Origin of the sequence: Antarctobacter sediminis (assembly GCF_019218285.1) — a bacterium.
In the GTDB taxonomy this organism is placed as follows: Bacteria; Pseudomonadota; Alphaproteobacteria; order Rhodobacterales; family Rhodobacteraceae; genus Antarctobacter; species Antarctobacter sediminis.
In genome coordinates this window covers 815888-834064 of sequence record NZ_JAHUZG010000001.1, presented here as the reverse complement: position 1 = coordinate 834064, position 18177 = coordinate 815888, and the positions used below count along the sequence as shown (strand labels likewise).

General features: G+C 61.9%; 14 protein-coding genes and 1 tRNA gene. 11 read left to right on the top strand and 4 right to left on the bottom strand.

The features are described 5' to 3' along the window. The first annotated feature begins 128 nt into the window (after positions 1–128). The 6 genes from KJP30_RS03970 (at position 129) to KJP30_RS03945 (ending at position 8290) form a co-directional block, all read left to right on the top strand. On the top strand, positions 129–3410 hold the full coding sequence (locus tag KJP30_RS03970; RefSeq protein ID WP_218447696.1) for a right-handed parallel beta-helix repeat-containing protein: 3282 nt from the start codon (positions 129–131) through the stop codon (positions 3408–3410). A 113-nt stretch (positions 3411–3523) separates the two neighbouring features. Further along, entirely contained in the window at positions 3524–3754 is a 231-nt protein-coding gene (gene purS, locus KJP30_RS03965; RefSeq protein WP_218447695.1) for a phosphoribosylformylglycinamidine synthase subunit PurS, read from the top strand. A gap of 149 nt (positions 3755–3903) precedes the next feature. Beyond that, positions 3904–4569, top strand: coding sequence for a phosphoribosylformylglycinamidine synthase subunit PurQ (gene purQ / locus KJP30_RS03960; protein ID WP_218447694.1), 666 nt, complete (start codon positions 3904–3906; stop codon positions 4567–4569). A gap of 37 nt (positions 4570–4606) precedes the next feature. Then, positions 4607–6367, top strand: a complete 1761-nt coding sequence (locus KJP30_RS03955; RefSeq protein ID WP_218448421.1) for a sensor histidine kinase — start codon at positions 4607–4609, stop codon at positions 6365–6367. A gap of 7 nt (positions 6368–6374) precedes the next feature. Next, positions 6375–7709, top strand: a complete 1335-nt coding sequence (locus KJP30_RS03950) for a sigma-54-dependent transcriptional regulator (RefSeq protein WP_218447693.1) — start codon at positions 6375–6377, stop codon at positions 7707–7709. Then, positions 7709–8290, top strand: coding sequence for a YdeI/OmpD-associated family protein (locus tag KJP30_RS03945; RefSeq protein ID WP_218447692.1), 582 nt, complete (start codon positions 7709–7711; stop codon positions 8288–8290). The genes KJP30_RS03950 and KJP30_RS03945 overlap by 1 nt, the downstream gene beginning before the upstream one ends. Before the next feature lie 199 nt (positions 8291–8489). Here the strand turns inward: KJP30_RS03945 and gap are convergent, their stop codons facing one another. Next, entirely contained in the window at positions 8490–9494 is a 1005-nt protein-coding gene (gap, locus tag KJP30_RS03940; protein WP_218447691.1) for a type I glyceraldehyde-3-phosphate dehydrogenase, read from the bottom strand. 245 nt (positions 9495–9739) lie between these two features. On the opposite strand from gap, the gene KJP30_RS03935 reads away from it, so the two are divergent. Continuing rightward, positions 9740–10708, top strand: a complete 969-nt coding sequence (locus tag KJP30_RS03935) for a DUF808 domain-containing protein (RefSeq protein ID WP_218447690.1) — start codon at positions 9740–9742, stop codon at positions 10706–10708. A gap of 90 nt (positions 10709–10798) precedes the next feature. On the opposite strand, the gene KJP30_RS03930 is transcribed toward KJP30_RS03935, so the two are convergent. Further along, positions 10799–11398, bottom strand: a complete 600-nt coding sequence (locus KJP30_RS03930; protein ID WP_218447689.1) for an invasion associated locus B family protein — start codon at positions 11396–11398, stop codon at positions 10799–10801. Positions 11399–11847: 449 nt separating this feature from the next. On the opposite strand from KJP30_RS03930, the gene KJP30_RS03925 reads away from it, so the two are divergent. Continuing rightward, positions 11848–13383 (top strand): helicase HerA-like domain-containing protein, encoded by a 1536-nt coding sequence (locus KJP30_RS03925; protein WP_218447688.1) that lies wholly within the window; start codon positions 11848–11850, stop codon positions 13381–13383. A gap of 84 nt (positions 13384–13467) precedes the next feature. After that, positions 13468–15249 carry a collagen binding domain-containing protein gene (locus KJP30_RS03920; RefSeq protein WP_218447687.1) on the top strand — a complete coding sequence of 594 codons (1782 nt, stop codon included), beginning with the start codon at positions 13468–13470 and terminating at the stop codon, positions 15247–15249. A gap of 30 nt (positions 15250–15279) precedes the next feature. Here the strand turns inward: KJP30_RS03920 and KJP30_RS03915 are convergent. After that, positions 15280–15356: transfer RNA gene (locus tag KJP30_RS03915), tRNA-Ile, on the bottom strand. A gap of 110 nt (positions 15357–15466) precedes the next feature. Beyond that, entirely contained in the window at positions 15467–16012 is a 546-nt protein-coding gene (locus KJP30_RS03910; protein ID WP_218447686.1) for a peroxiredoxin, read from the bottom strand. Between the two features lie 210 nt (positions 16013–16222). Here KJP30_RS03910 and purM point away from each other — a divergent pair, with 210 nt between their 5' ends. Continuing rightward, positions 16223–17269: a phosphoribosylformylglycinamidine cyclo-ligase gene (gene purM / locus KJP30_RS03905; protein WP_218447685.1), complete on the top strand. Its 1047-nt coding sequence runs from the start codon at positions 16223–16225 to the stop codon at positions 17267–17269. Beyond that, positions 17266–18174 (top strand): YwqG family protein, encoded by a 909-nt coding sequence (locus tag KJP30_RS03900; protein ID WP_218447684.1) that lies wholly within the window; start codon positions 17266–17268, stop codon positions 18172–18174. The genes purM and KJP30_RS03900 overlap by 4 nt, the downstream gene beginning before the upstream one ends. The last annotated feature ends 3 nt before the right edge of the window (positions 18175–18177 follow it).

The following is an 18177-nucleotide window of genomic DNA, read 5'->3' as shown; positions in this document are numbered from 1 at the left end:
CATGATCGTTGCCGCAAGCCCCCGGAGTCACGGGACTTCACCGTCGCAGGCAAGGAATTCTTTACTTGGCGGCACAGGCGGGATCAAAGTAGTTTTAAGCAGTATTCTTTACCAACGGGGACATTATCATGCGTCAACTCATCTCAGCACTTGCGCTATGTGCAGGGGCAGCGGCCGCAGTCGGCCCTCTCTCTGCACAGCAAGCACCCGCAGAATTCGATCCAGCCGACTTTGGCAAGATTGTCATCCAGCCTCGTCAGTCGGCCGGTGGCGGCGGTCTTGTTTTTGAGCAGGCCTTTGGCGACTACCAGAACGAACCGATCATCAAGTACGGCGAAGCCAGCCCGATCGTAAAGCTGGGTCGCCCGATCGGTCGTCTGGACATGCTGTTCCAGAACGGCAAGACCGGCTTTTGCACGGCTTTCATCGTCGATGACCAGCACATCCTGACCAACCACCACTGCATTCCCGGCATGGACGGTGATCCCACCGGTCGTGACAGCGGTGTGCAGGCGGCTCAGTTCGTTGCAGGCTTTATCAAGCCGGGCAGCTCGGAAGGCGTCGACCGTTACACCGTCAGCCCGCAGATCATCGAAACCAACCGCGAGCTGGATTACACCGTGCTGCGCGTCTTTGGTAATCCCTCCACCAAATACGGCATGCTGAAGCTGGCCGAAGCCGATCCGCAGGACAGCGAGTTTCTCTGGATCATCGGCCACCCGCAGGGCCAGGCGCAGCACATCAGCCGCGAAGGCTGTGCCGCCGCGATCCCGGCAATTTCCGCCGAGGGCAAGCTGATGCACAGCTGTGACACGCTGGGCGGCAACTCGGGCTCGCCTGTCATTCGTCTGAGCGACAATGCCGTTGTCGGCCTGCACCACGCGGGCGACAGCCGCACCGGGTACAACATGGCCATCCCGATGACCCGGATCCTGCCGCAAAGCCGTGTGCTCAAGGCGACCGCTGATGGCGGTGTCGTCGTCGATCCCGGTCCGAAAAAGAAGAAAATCGATATCGATCCGGATCGCGAACATGCGCAGGCCTGTTCCGCGATGTGGGCCGAAGCCAAGATCCTTGGCTGTTCGGGATACGAGGTCTATGCCTCGGAATGTTCCGATCACACCTTTGCCCCGATGGCACAGCGTATCATCGAGCGTGAGTGCGGCATTCCTGACAACAAGACGGTCAAGGTTGATCCGCCCGAACACGGCGGTCCGGTCCTGACGGTCAAGGCGTCGGGCGGCGATTACTCGGATCTTTCGGCGGCAGTCTCGGCGGCAGAGCCGGGCACCCGGATCGAAGTTTACCCGGGGACCTACACCACCGGTATCGACGTGTCGAAGCCGCTGGAAATCATCGGCGTCGGCAACAAGCGGGACATCGTCCTGAAAGTGGCCGAGGACAATGCGATCCGCTGGACCGCTGAATCGGGCCGTGTGGCGAACCTGTCGATCCATCAGGATGGCGGCAAGTTCTTCAACTTCCACGTTGCTGGCGGTTCGGTCATCATCGAGAACAACGATCTGACCTCGAAGGGCCTCGCCGTGCTGGCGATCCGGGCCAACCAGGGTGCAACCGTGCGTAACAACGTCATTCATGACGGCGCGCAGGGCGGTATCTTCATGTTCGAAAGCGGCAAGGCGTCGATCGAAGGCAATACGATCTTCGGCAACTCGCTGGCGGGCCTGGAACTCAAGGAAGGCGCAGATCCCATCGTGTCCGGAAACACTTTCCGTGACGGCGGCGGTTCGGGTATCTTCATTAACGAAGGCGGCAAGGGCCGGTTCGAAGGCAACACGATCTTCAACAATGCTCTGTCCGGCATCGAGGTGAAGGCCGCGGACAACCCGCTGATTTCGGGCAATACGATCCGGGACGGCAAACAGGGTGGCATCATGGCCTCTGAGGGCACCGTGGCGCGCATCACCAAGAACGAGATCTACGGCAATGCCTATGCCGGGATCGAGATCAAGGCCGATGCAAACCCGCAGGTCTATGACAACATCCTGCGCGACGGTCAGCAGTCGGGCATCTATGTGCACAGCGGTGGTCGCGGCGTGATCGAGAACAACGAGATCTTCCGCAACGGGTTCTACGGTATCTCGGTCAAGGGTGACTCGAACCCGACCGTCCGTGACAATGTGATCTCGGGCAATGTCTACGAGGCGATCCGCATCCGCGAAGGCGGTGGCGGCACCTATGAGCGCAATGACCTGTCGGGCAACACCGCCGGCACCTTCCGCATCGAACCCGATGCCGGCAAGGTCATCCGGATCGGCAATATCGAAGGTCCGGGTCAGAAAACCAAGACGCCCGAGCCCAAGAACGTGAACGTTCTGACGGTGAAGGCTTCGGGTGGTGGTGACTACTCCAGCCTTGCGGATGCGGTCCGCGCTGCCGAACCCAATGCCCGGATCGAAGTTTACCCGGGCACCTACACCACCGGTATCGACGTGTCGAAGCCGCTGGAAATCGTGGGTGTGGGTCCGGTCAAGGACATCATCCTGAAGGTCAAGGACGACAATGCGATCCGCTGGACCGCCGAATCGGGCCGTGTGGCGCGCCTGTCGATCCACCAGGATGGCGGCAAGTACTTCAACTTCCACGTTGCAGGCGGTTCCGTCATCATCGAAGACAACGACCTGACCTCGAAAGGTCTGGCTGTTCTCGCGATCCGTGCCAACAAAGGGGCGACCGTGCGTCGCAACGTCATCCATGACGGTGCACAGGGCGGTATCTTCATGTTCGAGGCCGGCAAGGCCACGATCGAGGGCAACACGATCTTCGGCAACTCGCTGGCTGGTCTGGAGCTCAAGGAAGGCGCGGACCCGACCGTCAAGGACAATACGTTCCGCGACGGCGGCGGTTCGGGCATCTTCATCAACGAAGGCGGCAAGGGCCGGTTCGAAGGCAACACGATCTTCAACAACGCCCTGTCCGGCATCGAGGTGAAGGCCGCGGACGATCCGCTGATTTCGGGCAATACTGTCCGCGACGGTCAGCAGGGTGGCATCATGGCCTCGGAAGGCAGCATCGCCCGGATCACCAAGAACGAGATCTACGGCAACGCCTACGCCGGGATCGAGATCAAGACCAACGCCAACCCGCAGGTCTTTGACAACATCCTGCGCGATGGTCAGCAGTCGGGCATCTATGTCCACAGCGGTGGCCGCGGCGTGATCGAGAACAACGAGATCTTCCGCAACGGGTTCTACGGTCTCTCGGTCAAGGGTGACTCGACCCCGCTGGTGCGCGGCAACAAGATCTTCGCCAATGTCTACGAGGCGATCCGCATCCGCGAAGGCGGTGGCGGCACCTACGAAAACAACGATCTGGCCGGAAACACCGCCGGCACCTTCCGGATCGAGGCGGACGCCGGCAACGTCATCCGCCGTGGCAACAAGGAATAAGCGAAGCCACAGGTTCGCTTTGGCGCCGTCCCCTCGGGGGCGGCGTTTTTCTTTGCCCTTGCATTCCCCCGCGTGATGCGGTTCCTGCCAGCAAAGCCAAGAAGGGGACGATCATGAAAGTGCGCGTGCATGTGATGCTCAAGGACGGGGTTCTGGATCCGCAGGGCGAGGCGGTCCGCCATGCGCTTGGGGCGCTTGGTTTCGACGGCGTCGGTTCGGTGCGTCAAGGCAAGGTGATCGAGATGGATCTGGCCGATGGCACGTCCGAGGCGACGATTGGCGAGATGTGCGAAAAGCTGCTGGCCAACACGGTGATCGAAAGCTACCGGATCGAATTGCTCTGATCGCGTTGCGCTTAGGCGCAGAACCCCGGCAGTCGCGGCCCTTTGCGGGATGTGGTTGCCGGCGGCACCTGTTGAACCGGGCCGCCCTTGCGCAGGGCAGGCCAAGAGGCTAGGGCAGGATCCACGCCCGTTGCCAATGGAGATCCCAGATGAAAGCCGCTGTCATCGTTTTTCCCGGGTCGAACTGCGACCGTGATCTGGCCGTCGCCTTCGAGCAGGCCGGACTGCAAGTGCAGATGGTCTGGCACAAGGATACGGATCTGCCCGAGGGCGTCGACATTGTCGGCATTCCGGGCGGGTTTTCCTTTGGCGACTACCTGCGTTGCGGGGCCATCGCGGCCAACGCGCCCATCGTTGGCGCGGTCAAGGCCCATGCGGATCGGGGCGGTTATGCTCTGGGGATCTGCAACGGGTTTCAGGTGCTGACCGAAACTGGTTTGCTGCCGGGGGCGTTGCTGCGCAATGCGGGGCTGAAATATATTTGCCGGACCATCGGGCTGCGCACCGAAGGCGACAGTGTCTTTACCCAAGGCTACGGCCGCGGCACAGAGATTGCCCTGCCGATCGCGCACCATGACGGTAATTATTTCGCGGATGATGCGACACTGGACATGCTGGAAGGCGATGACCGCGTGGCGTTCCGTTATACCGACAACCCCAACGGGTCGGCCCGCGACATTGCGGGGGTGTTTTCCGCGAACCGTCGCGTGTTGGGCATGATGCCGCACCCCGAGCGGGCAAGCGACACGGCGCATGGCAATGAAGATGGTGCGCGCCTTTTCGCCCATCTGACCGAGGCGCTGACCTCGGCCTGACTTGAGGGCCGCGCGCCCGCAGCGTATTCTGGCCGCCATGGTTTCGAATGGCACAAGATCCGGATTGCGACGCGCAGGCCCGTTTTCGGGGCGTGCGCGTATTGCGCTTGTCCTGCTGCTGCTTGCGGCGGTCGGCACTGTCTGGGTTACCAACTGGTTGCTGACAGACCGGTTTACCGAAACCGTCCGCAACCGTGCCGAACTGCGGCTGGCGCTGTATTCCGGCAACCTGATTTCCGAACTGCGCCGCAATGCCATCGTGCCACAACTGCTGGCACGTGACCCGGCGCTGATCGCGGCGCTGAACTCGGGTGACTACAGCCAAAGTTCGCAACGCCTGATTTCCTTCGTGGACGAGATCGGCGCCGCCTCGCTGATGCTGTTGGATCGTGACGGGCGAACCGTGGCCGCAACTGACCGCAACCGACTGGGTGAACCCCACCGCGAAGCCGCCTATTTCGTCGATGCGCTGCGATCCAACACCACCGTTTTTACCGCCTTGCCGCAGGAGACCGGGAATTTTTCCTTTACCTATGCGCGGCGCATGGAAAGTGGCGGCGACACGGTCGGCGTCATCATGGTCGAAGTCGATCTGGCCAAGTTCGAACGCGCATGGGCCGGGATCACCGATGCGGTCATGGTCACCAACTCTGAAGGTCAGATCATCCTTGCGACGGAACCGCGCTGGCGCAGCCTGACCCCCGAAGAGGCGCTGCAACGCCAACCGGCCGAGGGTGCCATCGAACGCGCCATCCGCGCCACCGCCGACTGGACCGCGCAGCAGGCCGACGCCTATCTGCGCGGTGAGGCCGTGATGCGCATCGACGGGCGCATTCCATTCCGCGGCTGGACGCTGATCACCTTCACCACCTATTCATCTGTCCGCGAACGGGTGAACGCCGTTCTGGCGCTGGAGATCATGGGGTTCGCGCTTTTGGCGGCGCTGGTGTTCTACGCGCTGTCGCGCAAGACAGCGATCCGCATGGCGCTGTTTCAGCGTGACGCCAATGAACTGCGCGCGCTGAATGCGCGGCTCCAGCGCGAAATCGCCGAACGGGAGAGGGTGCAAAAGAACCTTGCCGTCGCTGAACAATCGCTGGCGCAAAGCTCGAAACTGGCGGCGCTGGGGGAAATGTCCGCAGCGGTCAGCCACGAATTGAACCAACCGCTTGCCGCGATGAAGACCTATCTTGCCGGTGCGCGGCTGCTGTTGCGCCGCAACCGGCCTGACGAGGCGCTGTCCGCCTTTCACCGCATCGACGATCTGATCGAACGCATGGGCGCCATTACCCGCCAGCTGAAGAGTTTTGCCCGCAAGGGGCAGGAGCAACTCAGCCCCGTCGACATGGGAGAGGCGCTTGCCTCGTCGCTGGCGATGATGGAACCGCAGCTTCGGTCGCGGCGCGTCAAGATCACCAAGATCCTGCCGGACACGCCAGTGCGTGTCATGGGGGACCGGATGCGGATCGAGCAGGTTCTGGTCAACCTCTTGCGGAACGCGCTCGACGCCACCAAATCCGTCGATGACCCGCAGGTGGACATCATCCTCGCGGCAGGAGAAACCGCCACGTTGACCGTGCGCGACAATGGAACCGGGATCGAAGACCTCGATGCGCTCTTTGAACCCTTTTACACGACGAAACAGCCCGGCGACGGTGTTGGCCTCGGCCTTGCCATTTCCTCGGGCATCGTGACCGAACTGGGAGGGCGGCTGACCGCCCGCAATGGCGAGGACGGCGGTGCCGTCTTTGAAATGCAATTGCCGGTTCTGAACGAAACCACAGAAGCAGCGGAGTAAACGTGCCATGGCCAATGCAATGAAGATCGCCATCGTTGATGACGAACAGGACATGCGCCAATCCATCAGCCAGTGGCTGGCCCTGTCCGGCTATGACACCGAGACATTTGCCAGCGCCGAAGAGGCGCTTGGCGCTCTCAACGCGGATTTCCCGGGCATCGTGATCTCGGACATCAAGATGCCGGGCATGGATGGGATCCAGTTCCTCAAGAAACTGATGGGGGCGGACAGCGCCTTGCCGGTCATCATGATCACCGGGCACGGCGATGTGCCCATGGCGGTCGAAGCGATGCGGATCGGGGCCTTTGATTTCCTTGAAAAGCCCTTCAACCCGGATCGCATGTCGGAACTGGCCAAGAAGGCAACGCAGGCGCGCCGGATGACGCTGGACACGCGGGCGCTGCGCCGCGAACTGGCGGATGGCGGGCAGATCATGTCCAAGCTCATCGGCGCCAGCCCGGCGATGGAACGCCTGCGCGAGGACATCCTTGACCTAGGGCAGGCCGATGGCCACGTCCTGATCGAAGGTGAAACCGGCACCGGAAAAACGCTGGTGGCGCATGCGCTGCATGCGGTCGGAACACGTGCGGGCAAGAAATTCACCCTGGTCTCCTGTAGTGCCATGGATGAAGAAACCCTGACGCGCCGCCTGTTCGGACCGATGCAGCCGGAAGAAACCCGGTTGCCCGCACTGGAAGAGGCACGGGGCGGAACGCTGGTTCTGGAAGATATCGAGGTGCTGTCCGACCCGCTTCAGGCGCGCCTGTTGTCGGCGATCAACGATCAGGGGTCGCCGCCGGAAACCCGTATCGTTGCCATTTCAAACCTTCAGGAAGAAGGCCGGACCTGCGAACAGGCGCTACGCCCGGACCTTTATTACCGGCTTGCGGCGCTCAAGATCACCGTGCCGCCGCTGCGGTCGCGCGGCGAAGACATCCTGACGCTGTTCACCCGGCTTAGTGAAAGCTATGCGGATGAATACGGCTGCGAGGCCCCCAAGGTGTCGGCGCAGGAGGCCGCGCAGCTTTTGCAGGCACCATGGCCGGGGAACGTGCGCCAGCTTATCAACCTTGCCGAACGCGCGGTCCTGCAATCGCGGCGCGGGCAGGGGACCATCGCCTCGCTTTTGATGAATGACCATGACGACATGCAACCGGTCATGACCACCGAGGGCAAGCCGCTCAAGGAATATGTCGAGGCCTTTGAACGCATGTTGATCGACAACACCATGCGCAGGCACAAAGGATCAATCTCGGCGGTCATGGAAGAGCTCTGCCTGCCGCGCCGAACCCTGAACGAGAAAATGGCGAAATACGGGTTGGCGCGCGCCGATTACCTCTGATGCCCCGCGCCGGGGATCTTGCGACGTTTTTCGACGATCAACGCTGGGGCGCTGAACTGCGGGCCCTTCGCGGGATCCTTGCGGCAACACCGCTGGACGAGACTCTGAAATGGGGGGCGGCCTGTTACACCTGCCAAGGGGCCAACGTGGCTATTCTTGGCGGGTTTTCGGACGGGTGCAGGCTGGCGTTTTTCAAAGGCACGTTAATCCCCGATCCCGAAGAGGCGCTGATCCTGACGGGGCCAAGGTCGCGGGCGTCCATGTACTTGCGCTTTTGCTCGGTGGACGAGGTTCAGGCCCGCGCAGCGCAGGTTCATGACTACGTGGCGCGCGCCATCGCGGTTCAAGAGTCCGGTGCCAAGGTGAATTTCGCCAAGGATGATCTCGACCATCCCGAGGAACTGACCGAAGCCCTTGAACGGGATGAGGCGTTTCGCACGGCTTTCGATGCTCTGACCCCGGGGCGACGGCGCGGCTATTTGCTGTATTTCACCGGTGCAAAGCAGGCCACAACCCGCGCGGCCCGGATCGAAAAGCACCGTCTCCGAATACTGGTCGGCAAAGGGATGCACGACCGTTAGGCCCAGTCGTCAATCCTTTGGCCTGCTGTGTCGTGAAGGTCGGTGGTTAGATCGCCATCAAACCACTGGCGCAGATCCCGGGTAACCTCGGCGAGAAAAGGGCCAAGCCGGGGCAAGGAAACGGTCGAAGGCCTGAAACCAGAGCGCCGCGCCCTTTTTACGGGGGCGCGGCGCTATCATGCAGGGGATGGGACTGCGATCAGTGCAGAAGGCGGCCCATGGCGGCGGCCACATCGGCCATACGCGCCGAGAAACCCCATTCATTGTCGTACCATGCCATCACGCGAACCATGCGGCCACCAACAACCTTGGTCTGGTCGGGGGCAAAGATCGACGATTGCGTGGTGTGGTTGAAGTCGATCGAGACCTTGGGTTCCGGGTCATAGGCCAGAACCGCGCCCATACGGCCTGCGGCGGCTTCGGCGACGATTTCGTTTACGTCCTCGACGGTCACGTCCTTCTTGGCAAAGAAAGTCAGATCGACGGCAGAGACGTTCGGCGTGGGCACGCGGACAGCGGACCCGTCCAGCTTGCCCTTGAGGTTCGGCAGCACTTCACCCAGCGCTTTGGCGGCACCGGTCGAGGTGGGGATCATTGCCATGGCACCTGCGCGGGCGCGGTACAGATCCTTGTGGCGACGATCCAGCGTCGGCTGGTCGCCGGTATAGCTGTGGATCGTGGTCATGATACCGGATTCGATCCCGATGCCTTCGTCCAGAACCTTGGCCAGCGGAGCAAGGCAGTTGGTGGTGCAGGAACCGTTCGACACCATCACATCGCCCTTCTCAAGGTCGCGGTGGTTGACCCCATAGACAACGGTGCGCTGCACGTTCTTGGCCGGGGCCGAGATCAGGACGGATTTGGCACCGCGCCCCAGATGCGCGTTGGCCTTTTCGCCGTCGTTGAACTTGCCGGTGCATTCCAGAACAACGTCGCAGCCGCCCCAATCCAGTTCGGACAATTCGTAGGACGACATGACGTCGATCGGACCGCGACCAAGGTCGATGGCCTGATCCTTGACGGTGACTTCGCCAGCGAAACGGCCATGGACCGAGTCATAGCGCAGCAGGTGGGCATGGGTTTCGATCGGGCCCGGAGCGTTGATCTTGACGACCTGAACGTCATTGCGCGCCGATTCCGCGATATGCGCGAGAGTGCAGCGGCCAATCCGGCCAAATCCATTGATACCGATCGTGACGGTCATGCTCGCCTCCTGGAAAATCCTGTTGCCCCCATATACGGAGAGCGGCCTGATCTGGAAAGGTCATTAACTGTTATCCGTCAGTATGTTAGCGGTAAACGTGGCAAGCTGCCCCTTGGTGGCGCTAACCGTCCGGGGCCGTTTGCGATAACGTCGGGCCATGCCCCCGCGGGAACAGAATCGCCCGGCTTGAACTTGAAGGGTGAGGGGCTAGGGTGGCGCGGCGTGCGCGGGCAAGGGAGAGCGGTATGAGCGGACTTCTGGCACTATTGGACGATGTGGCGGCCATCGCCAAGGTTGCGGCGGCTTCGGTCGATGACATCGGCGCGGCGGCGATGAAAGCCGGGTCCAAGACGGCGGGTGTCATCATCGACGATGCGGCGGTAACGCCGAAATATGTGCAGGGGTTCGAACCAGCCCGCGAATTGCCGATCATCTGGCGCATCGCCCGTGGGTCGCTGATCAACAAACTGGTGTTCCTGATGCCGGCGGCCTTGCTGATGGCGGCCTTTGCGCCATGGCTGGTCTGGCCCTTGCTGATCCTTGGCGGATGTTACCTTGCCTTCGAGGGCGCGGAAAAGATCGTTCACGTGTTGATGCCGCATGACGAGCATTCCGGCGGGCCGGACGGCAGCCACGATGTCGGCGATCCGCAGCATCTTGAAGAGGCCAAGGTCAAAGGCGCGATCAAGACCGATTTCATCCTCTCGGCCGAGATCATGGTGATCTCTCTTTCGGCCATCGAGGCGCCGAATTTCATCATGCAGGCGGCAACCCTGGCCGTGGTTGCGGTGCTGATCACATTTGTCGTCTACGGCGCGGTGGCGATCATCGTCAAAATGGATGATGTCGGCCTGTGGTTGAGCCAGCGCGGGCGGCTTGGTGTCACGCGCGGATTTGGCCGATTCATCGTGAAGTTCATGCCTTGGTTGCTCAAGGCGCTGGCGATCATCGGCACGGCCGCGATGCTTTGGGTCGGTGGATCGATCATGGTGCATTCCAGTCACGAGATGGGCTGGCACTGGCCCGAGGAGACCGTGCATGAGATCGCGCATTCGATCGGGCAGGGGAACGCGGCGCTGGAATGGGGCGTCACCGCAGGCATTGATTTCGTGATCGGATTCGTTGTCGGGCTGATCCTGATTCCGGTCGGAACCAAGGTGATCGCACCGATCTGGGGCCGGATCTTTGGCGGTGACAAGGCCGGGGCGCACTAGGCGGCTGGGCATCGGCCCCAACGCGCGGGTCCAAAAGAAAACGGCGCGCCCGGATCGGGCGCGCCGTTTCGTTTGATCCGGTCGCAGGCCTCAGCGGGCGCTGGTCTCATCGAAGGCGGCAGTAAAGCCTGACAGCGACATCGACAGGGCGACCGGCTTGTCCGGGGCCAGCATCGGAACGATGGAAACCGTTGCCGCGCTACCTGCCTTGAAACGGTCGATATCCTCGGCGGTAAATCCGACGCGCGCGAAGCAGCCCTGCTGGTTGCAGAAGGAATAGTCATAGCGCTTGGCTTCGCGGGTATCCACCTGCACGGTCATCTTGGCCGGCAGCAAGGTTTCCAGCGGCACGGTAAAGACACCGGCGGCCACGGCCTGACCCGCGTTTTCAACCTTGAAGATATAGACATCCGCCAGTTTGGTGCCTTCTTCATCCTGAAGCAGCTGGTACATCTGGCACAGCTCACGCTCTTCGCTCACCTTGACGCACTGAAGGCTCCAGTCCTTGAAGACTTCCTTGACGTAGGTTTCGGGAACGTCTGCCCGGCGCGGCTGTGCTGCAACCGGTTCGCCCAGATCAAGGCCACCCGACGGCGGAGTCGCCGGATCGTCCCCATCGGCGGATTGTGCGAAGCCCGCGCCGGCGCCCAGCGAGGCGATCAACGACAAAAGGATAAGCGGTTTCTTCATGTTGTCCTCAATAATCCGGTCAGTTGCCTGTGTGTCGCTTAACATGGGGCGGGCGGAGTGTCAGGGAAGAAAATCCGCCGCACCGCCGCGCCGATTGGCGGAATGCCGCCCGTTCACCGACCCGGTCCAAGGAGCGAAGCGCCCGCAAACAAAAAGGAAAGGGGCCCGGGGGCCCCTTTCCATTTCACTCCCTGTCGGACCGGCCGACTTTGTCATTGGTCGTGACGCTACGAGAAGAATTTCCCGCGGTCAACAGGGTTTTCGACCTTCTTTTTTCGCGATGCCCCGGATTTTGAAACAAAGAAAAAAGCCGCGCCCTTGGGCGCGGCCAGTCTGACAGGGAGGAAGTCCGTCCGGGGCAGGAGAGGACATGACGCCCCGAACTGGAAACATACTGGCATCAATTGGTTAAGGATGTATGTTTCCCCAAGGAAGACAGGGGGTAGAGCATGGTCAAACCGGTTTTCGTCGGCGGCGCGGGCGCTGGCTATGGCGTCAAGCAGCATCTCGATCTTGGATATGCAAACCGTCACGGGCTGGTCGCCGGGGCGACCGGGACAGGCAAGACGGTGACCTTGCAGATCCTGACCGAAGGGTTTTCCGCCGCCGGTGTTCCGGTTTTCCTTGCCGATGTTAAGGGCGACCTGTCCGGGTTGGCCAAGGCGGGCAGCGAGAGCCACAAGCTGCATGAAGCGTTCATGGAGCGTTGCGCCACCATCGGCTTTGACGATTTCGCCTACCAAGGATTTCCGGTGCGTTTTTGGGACCTGTTCGGTGAACAGGGGCATCCGGTCCGGACCACGGTGACCGAGATGGGGCCGCTGATGCTGGCACGGCTTCTGGAACTGACGGAAGCGCAGGAAGGCATTCTGAACATCGCTTTCCGCCTGTCCGACGAAGAGGGGCTGGCCCTGCTGGATCTGGCAGACCTGCGGTCGATGCTGGTCTGGCTGGGCGAGAACCGCAAAGAGTTGTCTTTGCGGTACGGAAACATCTCCATCGCCTCCATCGGAGCGATTCAGCGCCGGCTCCTCGTACTGGAAAACGAGGGGGGCGCAGGTTTTTTTGGTGAACCCGCACTGGAACTGGATGACCTGATGCAACTGGCGCCCGACGGGCGCGGGATGGTCAACATCCTTGCAGCAGACAAGCTGATGGGGCGGCCACGGCTGTACGCGACCTTCCTGCTGTGGCTGATGTCCGAACTTTTCGAAGCCCTCCCCGAAGTCGGCGATCCGGAAAAACCGCGGTTGGTGTTCTTTTTCGACGAGGCGCACTTGCTGTTCGACGATGCGCCCAAGGCCTTGATCGACAAGGTGGAACAGGTGGCGCGGCTGATCCGGTCCAAAGGCGTGGGCGTGTATTTCGTGTCGCAGTCGCCCGATGACATCCCCGAGGACGTGCTGGGCCAGTTGGGAAACCGTGTTCAGCATGCCTTGCGCGCCTTTACCGCGCGCGACAAACGGGCCTTGCGGCTGGCGGCGGAAACCTATCGCGAGAACCCCGATTTCGACATCGAAGAGGCCATCCGCACCGTTGGCGTGGGAGAGGCCGTGACCTCTTTTCTGGAACGCAAGGGTGCGCCGGGCGTGGCGCAGCGCACACTGATCCGTCCGCCCTCGTCGCAATTGGGTCCAATCTCAGGGGCCGAACGCGGCGCGATCCTTCAAGCCTCTGACATGGCGGGGAAATACGATACTTCTGTGGATCGCCATTCGGCGCATGAGATCCTCAAGGCGCGGGCCGACAAGGCGGCACAGGCCGCAGCAGAGGCCGAGCGCGCGGAGGAAGAGACCGGCAGCGGCGAGTTCCGTGCCGGTCGTCGCTATAGCGGCACGCGGGTCAGCCGTTCGACCTCGCGTCCCGTGCGCAAGGGCAAGAGCTTTGGCCGGGCCATGGGCGATATGGTGATGAAGGAACTGACCGGAACAACCGGGCGGCGCATTGTGCGCGGCGTTCTGGGCGGCCTGTTCAAAGGGCGCTGACCGGACGGGCTTGCGCCATGTCAAGGCGGGCCGGGTGCCAATGCGCTTGGCTGATCTTCACTCGTGATCCGGGGTAGAAGATCCATGAGCCGTCTTTTGATCCTGTTGCGGGCGCTTGCCTGCCTTTCATTCCTGCTGCCGTTACAGGCCGGGGCGCAGGGGGCGGATGCCATCAATGACCTGCTGCGGGGGGAATCCGGGACACCGGATGTCGCCCCTCTGCCGCCAGTCCCGGCCACGCCACGCGTCGCCACGCCCGAGGGCAACAGCTGGTCCGCACCGCAGGTCGGACGGACGGACGAGGGTCATACCAGGATCACCTATTACGGGCAGGCGGCGGGCGATGGGCGCAAGGCTCGGATCACGCTGATCTTTTCGGGGCCGACGGTTACCGGAACCGTGTGGATTCAAGGGGTTTGCGAAACGAATGTCCGCCTTGGCGGTGCCGACCTGACCTTGCGTGCGCAGCTGTCCGGTGCTTGGGAAAGCAAGGATGCCCGGATCACCGGAGACTGGAAGGGCACCGAACATTTTTGCGGCTCGGATGTCCACAATCACGGGTCGATGGAGTTTTTCCTCAAGGATGACGGCTATTTCGACCCGGTGATGCATCTGCGGATCATCGGGGAACGCGGGCGCTATGGCTGGAATTTCAAACCCGCCGGGCGCGAATTGATCGAGGACCCGTCGGCGGGGGCCTATGTCTTTCCCACCGATGATGAAGACCCGGTCGTACCCGGGGCCAAGGATGATGACGATCCGGACGGGGCAGGGGACAAGGATGACAAGCCGCGCCTCCCGTGGCGCGATCCGATCGACCCGGATCAGGTCACGGGGCTGGAACTGACCCCCGGAATACTGTTCCTGAAACCGGGCGATTCCAGACGCTTGCCTTGGGTGATCGCCTTGATTGGTGACGACAGCGGCGCGTCGGATCGCAGGGTGCCGGATGAGAACCTGCAATGGGTCTTGCCGCCGGAACTGGAAATCCTCGACGGCAAGCTGAAGCTCTCGGCCATGGTCAAAGATGAGAAAGAAATCCCTTTCGCGGTCAAGATCAGGATCGAAGAGTTCGAGGACGAGGTGCAAGGACGGGTGCAAGTCAAACTGGACGAACCGCTGGGCAGCATTTCAGGTGTGGTGGTCTTTGATTTCGATCCGTCGCTGCCCGCCATGCGGGGTGCCCGTCCGCGCAGCGCCGTTCTGGAACTGATCCCGCGCGGCAAGACGCCGGGCGAACGGCAGCGGTTTCGCGTCGGGCCTGATGGCCGTTTCGAATTTCGCAATCTTCCCAAAGGGATCTATTGGGTAGAGGCGCGCAGTGTCGTGCCCCCGGATTTTCCGCAGGGCTACAGTCTGGATAAGACCAAGACATGGTGGTCCACGCCGATCACGCTGGGACTGGAAACCGGGCTTTATTCCAAAAGTCCACCGGTCTGGGACCACAAGACTGCGGTGGTGACGGTCTTTGTTACCCGCCCCAAACCCAAAGACGGCCATATCTGGGGGCGGGTGATCTACAGGGACAAGGGGGTTGGGGGTGTCATGGTCATGGCGCATAACACCGCCGACAGCGATATCCATGCCGAAACCGCCTCGCGTCCGGATGGCAGCTATCAGCTATTGATCGACGATCTCCCCGACGGCGAATATTGGATCCGGGCCGAGAAATACCTCAAGCCGCGGGTCGCCGGACCCGATGATTTGCTGGACGTAAGAACCAATCGGCTGGGCGATGCGATCCTTGTGCACAGCCCGCTTTCCGACCCGCGCGGCGTGGAAATCGATATCGAGGTGGACAAACGTCACGCGATCTTTGGCGGACCACGGGAAACGCCGCATATACCGATTCTGCCGGGCAAGTGATGTCCGGCGTGTCGCGGTTTTCAGGATCACTGGTAGGCCCGGCAGGACTTGAACCCGCAACCAAGGCGTTATGAGCGCCCTGCTCTAACCAATTGAGCTACAGGCCCACCGTGTCGCAGAGCAGTACCAGAGGCAGGCGCAAGGTCAAGCGCCTGCCGAAACGCAAAAGGGCGCCGCGATCCGCGACGCCCTTTCGACTGAGGTAAGTCGGGACCGGTCAGGCCGCTTTTTCTTCGGCTGCCTTGAGGTAGGCCAGCAGGTTTTCCGGCGCGCTTTCGCCATAGGGGTCTTCGGGGTGGTTGTCGCCCAGACCGGGTTCCTGGAACCAAGCTTCGACGACGCCATCGTTCACGACGGCTGCATAGCGCCACGACCGCATGCCAAAGCCAAGGTTGTCCTTGGCGACCAGCATGCCGACCTTGCGGGTGAACTCACCCGAACCATCGGGGATCACCTGAACGTTCTTGATGCCCTGGGCTTCGGCCCATTTGTTCATGACAAAGCTGTCGTTGACCGACATGCAATAGATCGCGTCGATGCCCTGTTCCTGAAAATCGGCGAATCCGTTTTCGTAGCCGGGCAGCTGGTAGGTCGAGCAGGTCGGGGTGAAGGCACCGGGCAGCGAGAACAGGATCACGCGCTTGCCGGCAAAGTAATCAGCGGTGGTCTTGTCTTCCCAACGGAAGGGGTTCGGGCCTTCGATGCTGTCGTCGCGCACGCGGGTGTGGAAGGTCACCTGGGGAAGCTTGGAGCCGGTATTCATGTCTGATTCCCTGAAACGATTGAACTTTCTCCGACCTAGAACCGTTCTCAACTGGCTGCAATGCTGCGGCAGCGAATAGCTGCATTGCACATGCAGAAAATTCTTGGCAGCCGCGAAACCGTGCAGCTTCGTGACGCGGCGTCGGGGCGGGCAATTGCAGCGCGCGGCGCTTTGGTCTAAGCGCGTGTGCATCATCTGGAAGGGACCGACATGAGCGACGGCAAGAACGGGCTGACCTATGCCCAGGCGGGTGTGGATATCGACGCGGGCAACGCGCTGGTGGAACGGATCAAGCCCGCCGCCAAGCGGACCAACCGCAGCGGCGTGATGAGCGGGCTGGGCGGATTCGGCGCGCTGTTCGATCTCAAGGCTGCGGGCTATTCCGACCCGGTTCTGGTCGCCGCCACCGATGGCGTGGGCACCAAGCTGCGGATCGCGATCGACACCGGCCATGTGGATGGCGTGGGCATCGACCTTGTCGCCATGTGCGTGAACGATCTGGTGTGCCAAGGGGCAGAGCCGCTGTTCTTCCTCGACTATTTCGCCACGGGCAAGCTGGAGACCGAGATTGCCGCCCGCGTGGTCGAAGGTATCGCCGAAGGTTGCGTCCGCTCGGGCTGTGCGCTGATTGGCGGCGAAACCGCCGAGATGCCCGGCATGTACCCCGAAGGCGATTTCGACCTTGCCGGTTTCGCCGTTGGCGCGATGGAACGCGGTGCGGCGCTGCCTGACGGTGTGAAGGAAGGGGACGTTCTCTTGGGGCTTGGCTCGGACGGCGTGCATTCCAATGGCTACAGCCTCGTGCGCAAGCTGGTGGAACTGTCGGGTCTGGGCTGGGACGCGCCGTGCCCTTGGGGTGGCAGCACGCTGGGCGAGGCGCTGCTGGCGCCGACGCGGCTTTATGTCAAACCGGCCCTTGCCGCCATCGAAGCCGGAGAGGTCCACGCGCTGGCGCATATCACCGGCGGGGGTCTGACCGAAAACCTGCCGCGCGTCCTGCCCGAGGGGCTTGGCGCAGAGATCGACCTTGGCGCATGGGATCTTCCGGATCTGTTCAAATGGATGCGCGGCGTCGGCGGCATCGCCGAGGGGGAGATGCTCAAGACCTTCAACTGCGGGATCGGCATGATCCTCGTGGTGGAACCGGAAAGCGAATACGCGGTGGACGAATTGCTGCGCGGGATGGGCGAAACCGTCCATCGCCTTGGCACGGTGACCAAGGGGCAGGGCGTTTCGTACAGCGGTGGGCTGAAGTGACAGGCATCGACAAGCTGGAAGCGGACCTGCGCGGCTTGGGGTTGCAAGAGTATGCAGCCACTCTTGCAGCAGAGGCCCGCGACAGCTTTCGGATGGTGCCCTTGACCGATGACGTCGCACAGCCGGGCCAAAGCAAATTCGGCGGCGAGCCGAATTTGCCTGTCGGTCTGGACTGGCCCGTGCGTCCCGCCTTGACCGAGGCAGACATCCACGATGGTGTTTCGGACGATATGAGAGCCTATCTGTCCGCGCCTCAGCCAATGAGCCTTGTCCTGCAGGTCAACCTGGCTGAGGTTCCGGATCCGCAGGCGGCGCTGCCGGGTCTCCCGGACAAGGGCCACCTGTTCCTCTTTTACGATACGATCTGGCAACCCTGGGGATACGAGCCGTCACATGACCGCGGCTTCGCCGTGATCCATGCCGCGCCGGACACCGTCTTGCAGCGTGGAACTCCACCGATCTTTGATCCCCTTGTGGGCCCTCTGACCGAATTTCCCATCGGTTTCTACCCGGAGACATCGAGGATTCCGGTCTCTTCGGCGAGGTTTTCGGCACTTGGCCTGCCTTACGACGTGGTCACGGCCTATGACGAGGCGCTCGACGACCTTGAGGATTCCGGTTTGCCCGATCAATTCGGCGGATGGCCCAGCCCGATCCAAGGCGAAATGGAAGCGGAATGCGCCCTTGTGGCCAACGGAATCAGCGCGGGTGACCCGGCGCAGTATCACTCGGATCGGGGCAGGGCCGCCATTGCATCGCAAACCGACTGGCGGCTGCTGTGCCAGATCGCCTCGGACGATGACAGGGAATGGGGCGATGGCGGTCAGCTGTACGTCTGGATTCGCGAAACGGACCTGACGAACCGCGATTTCAGCAAGGCCCGGGTCATCCTGCAATGTTTTTAAGGA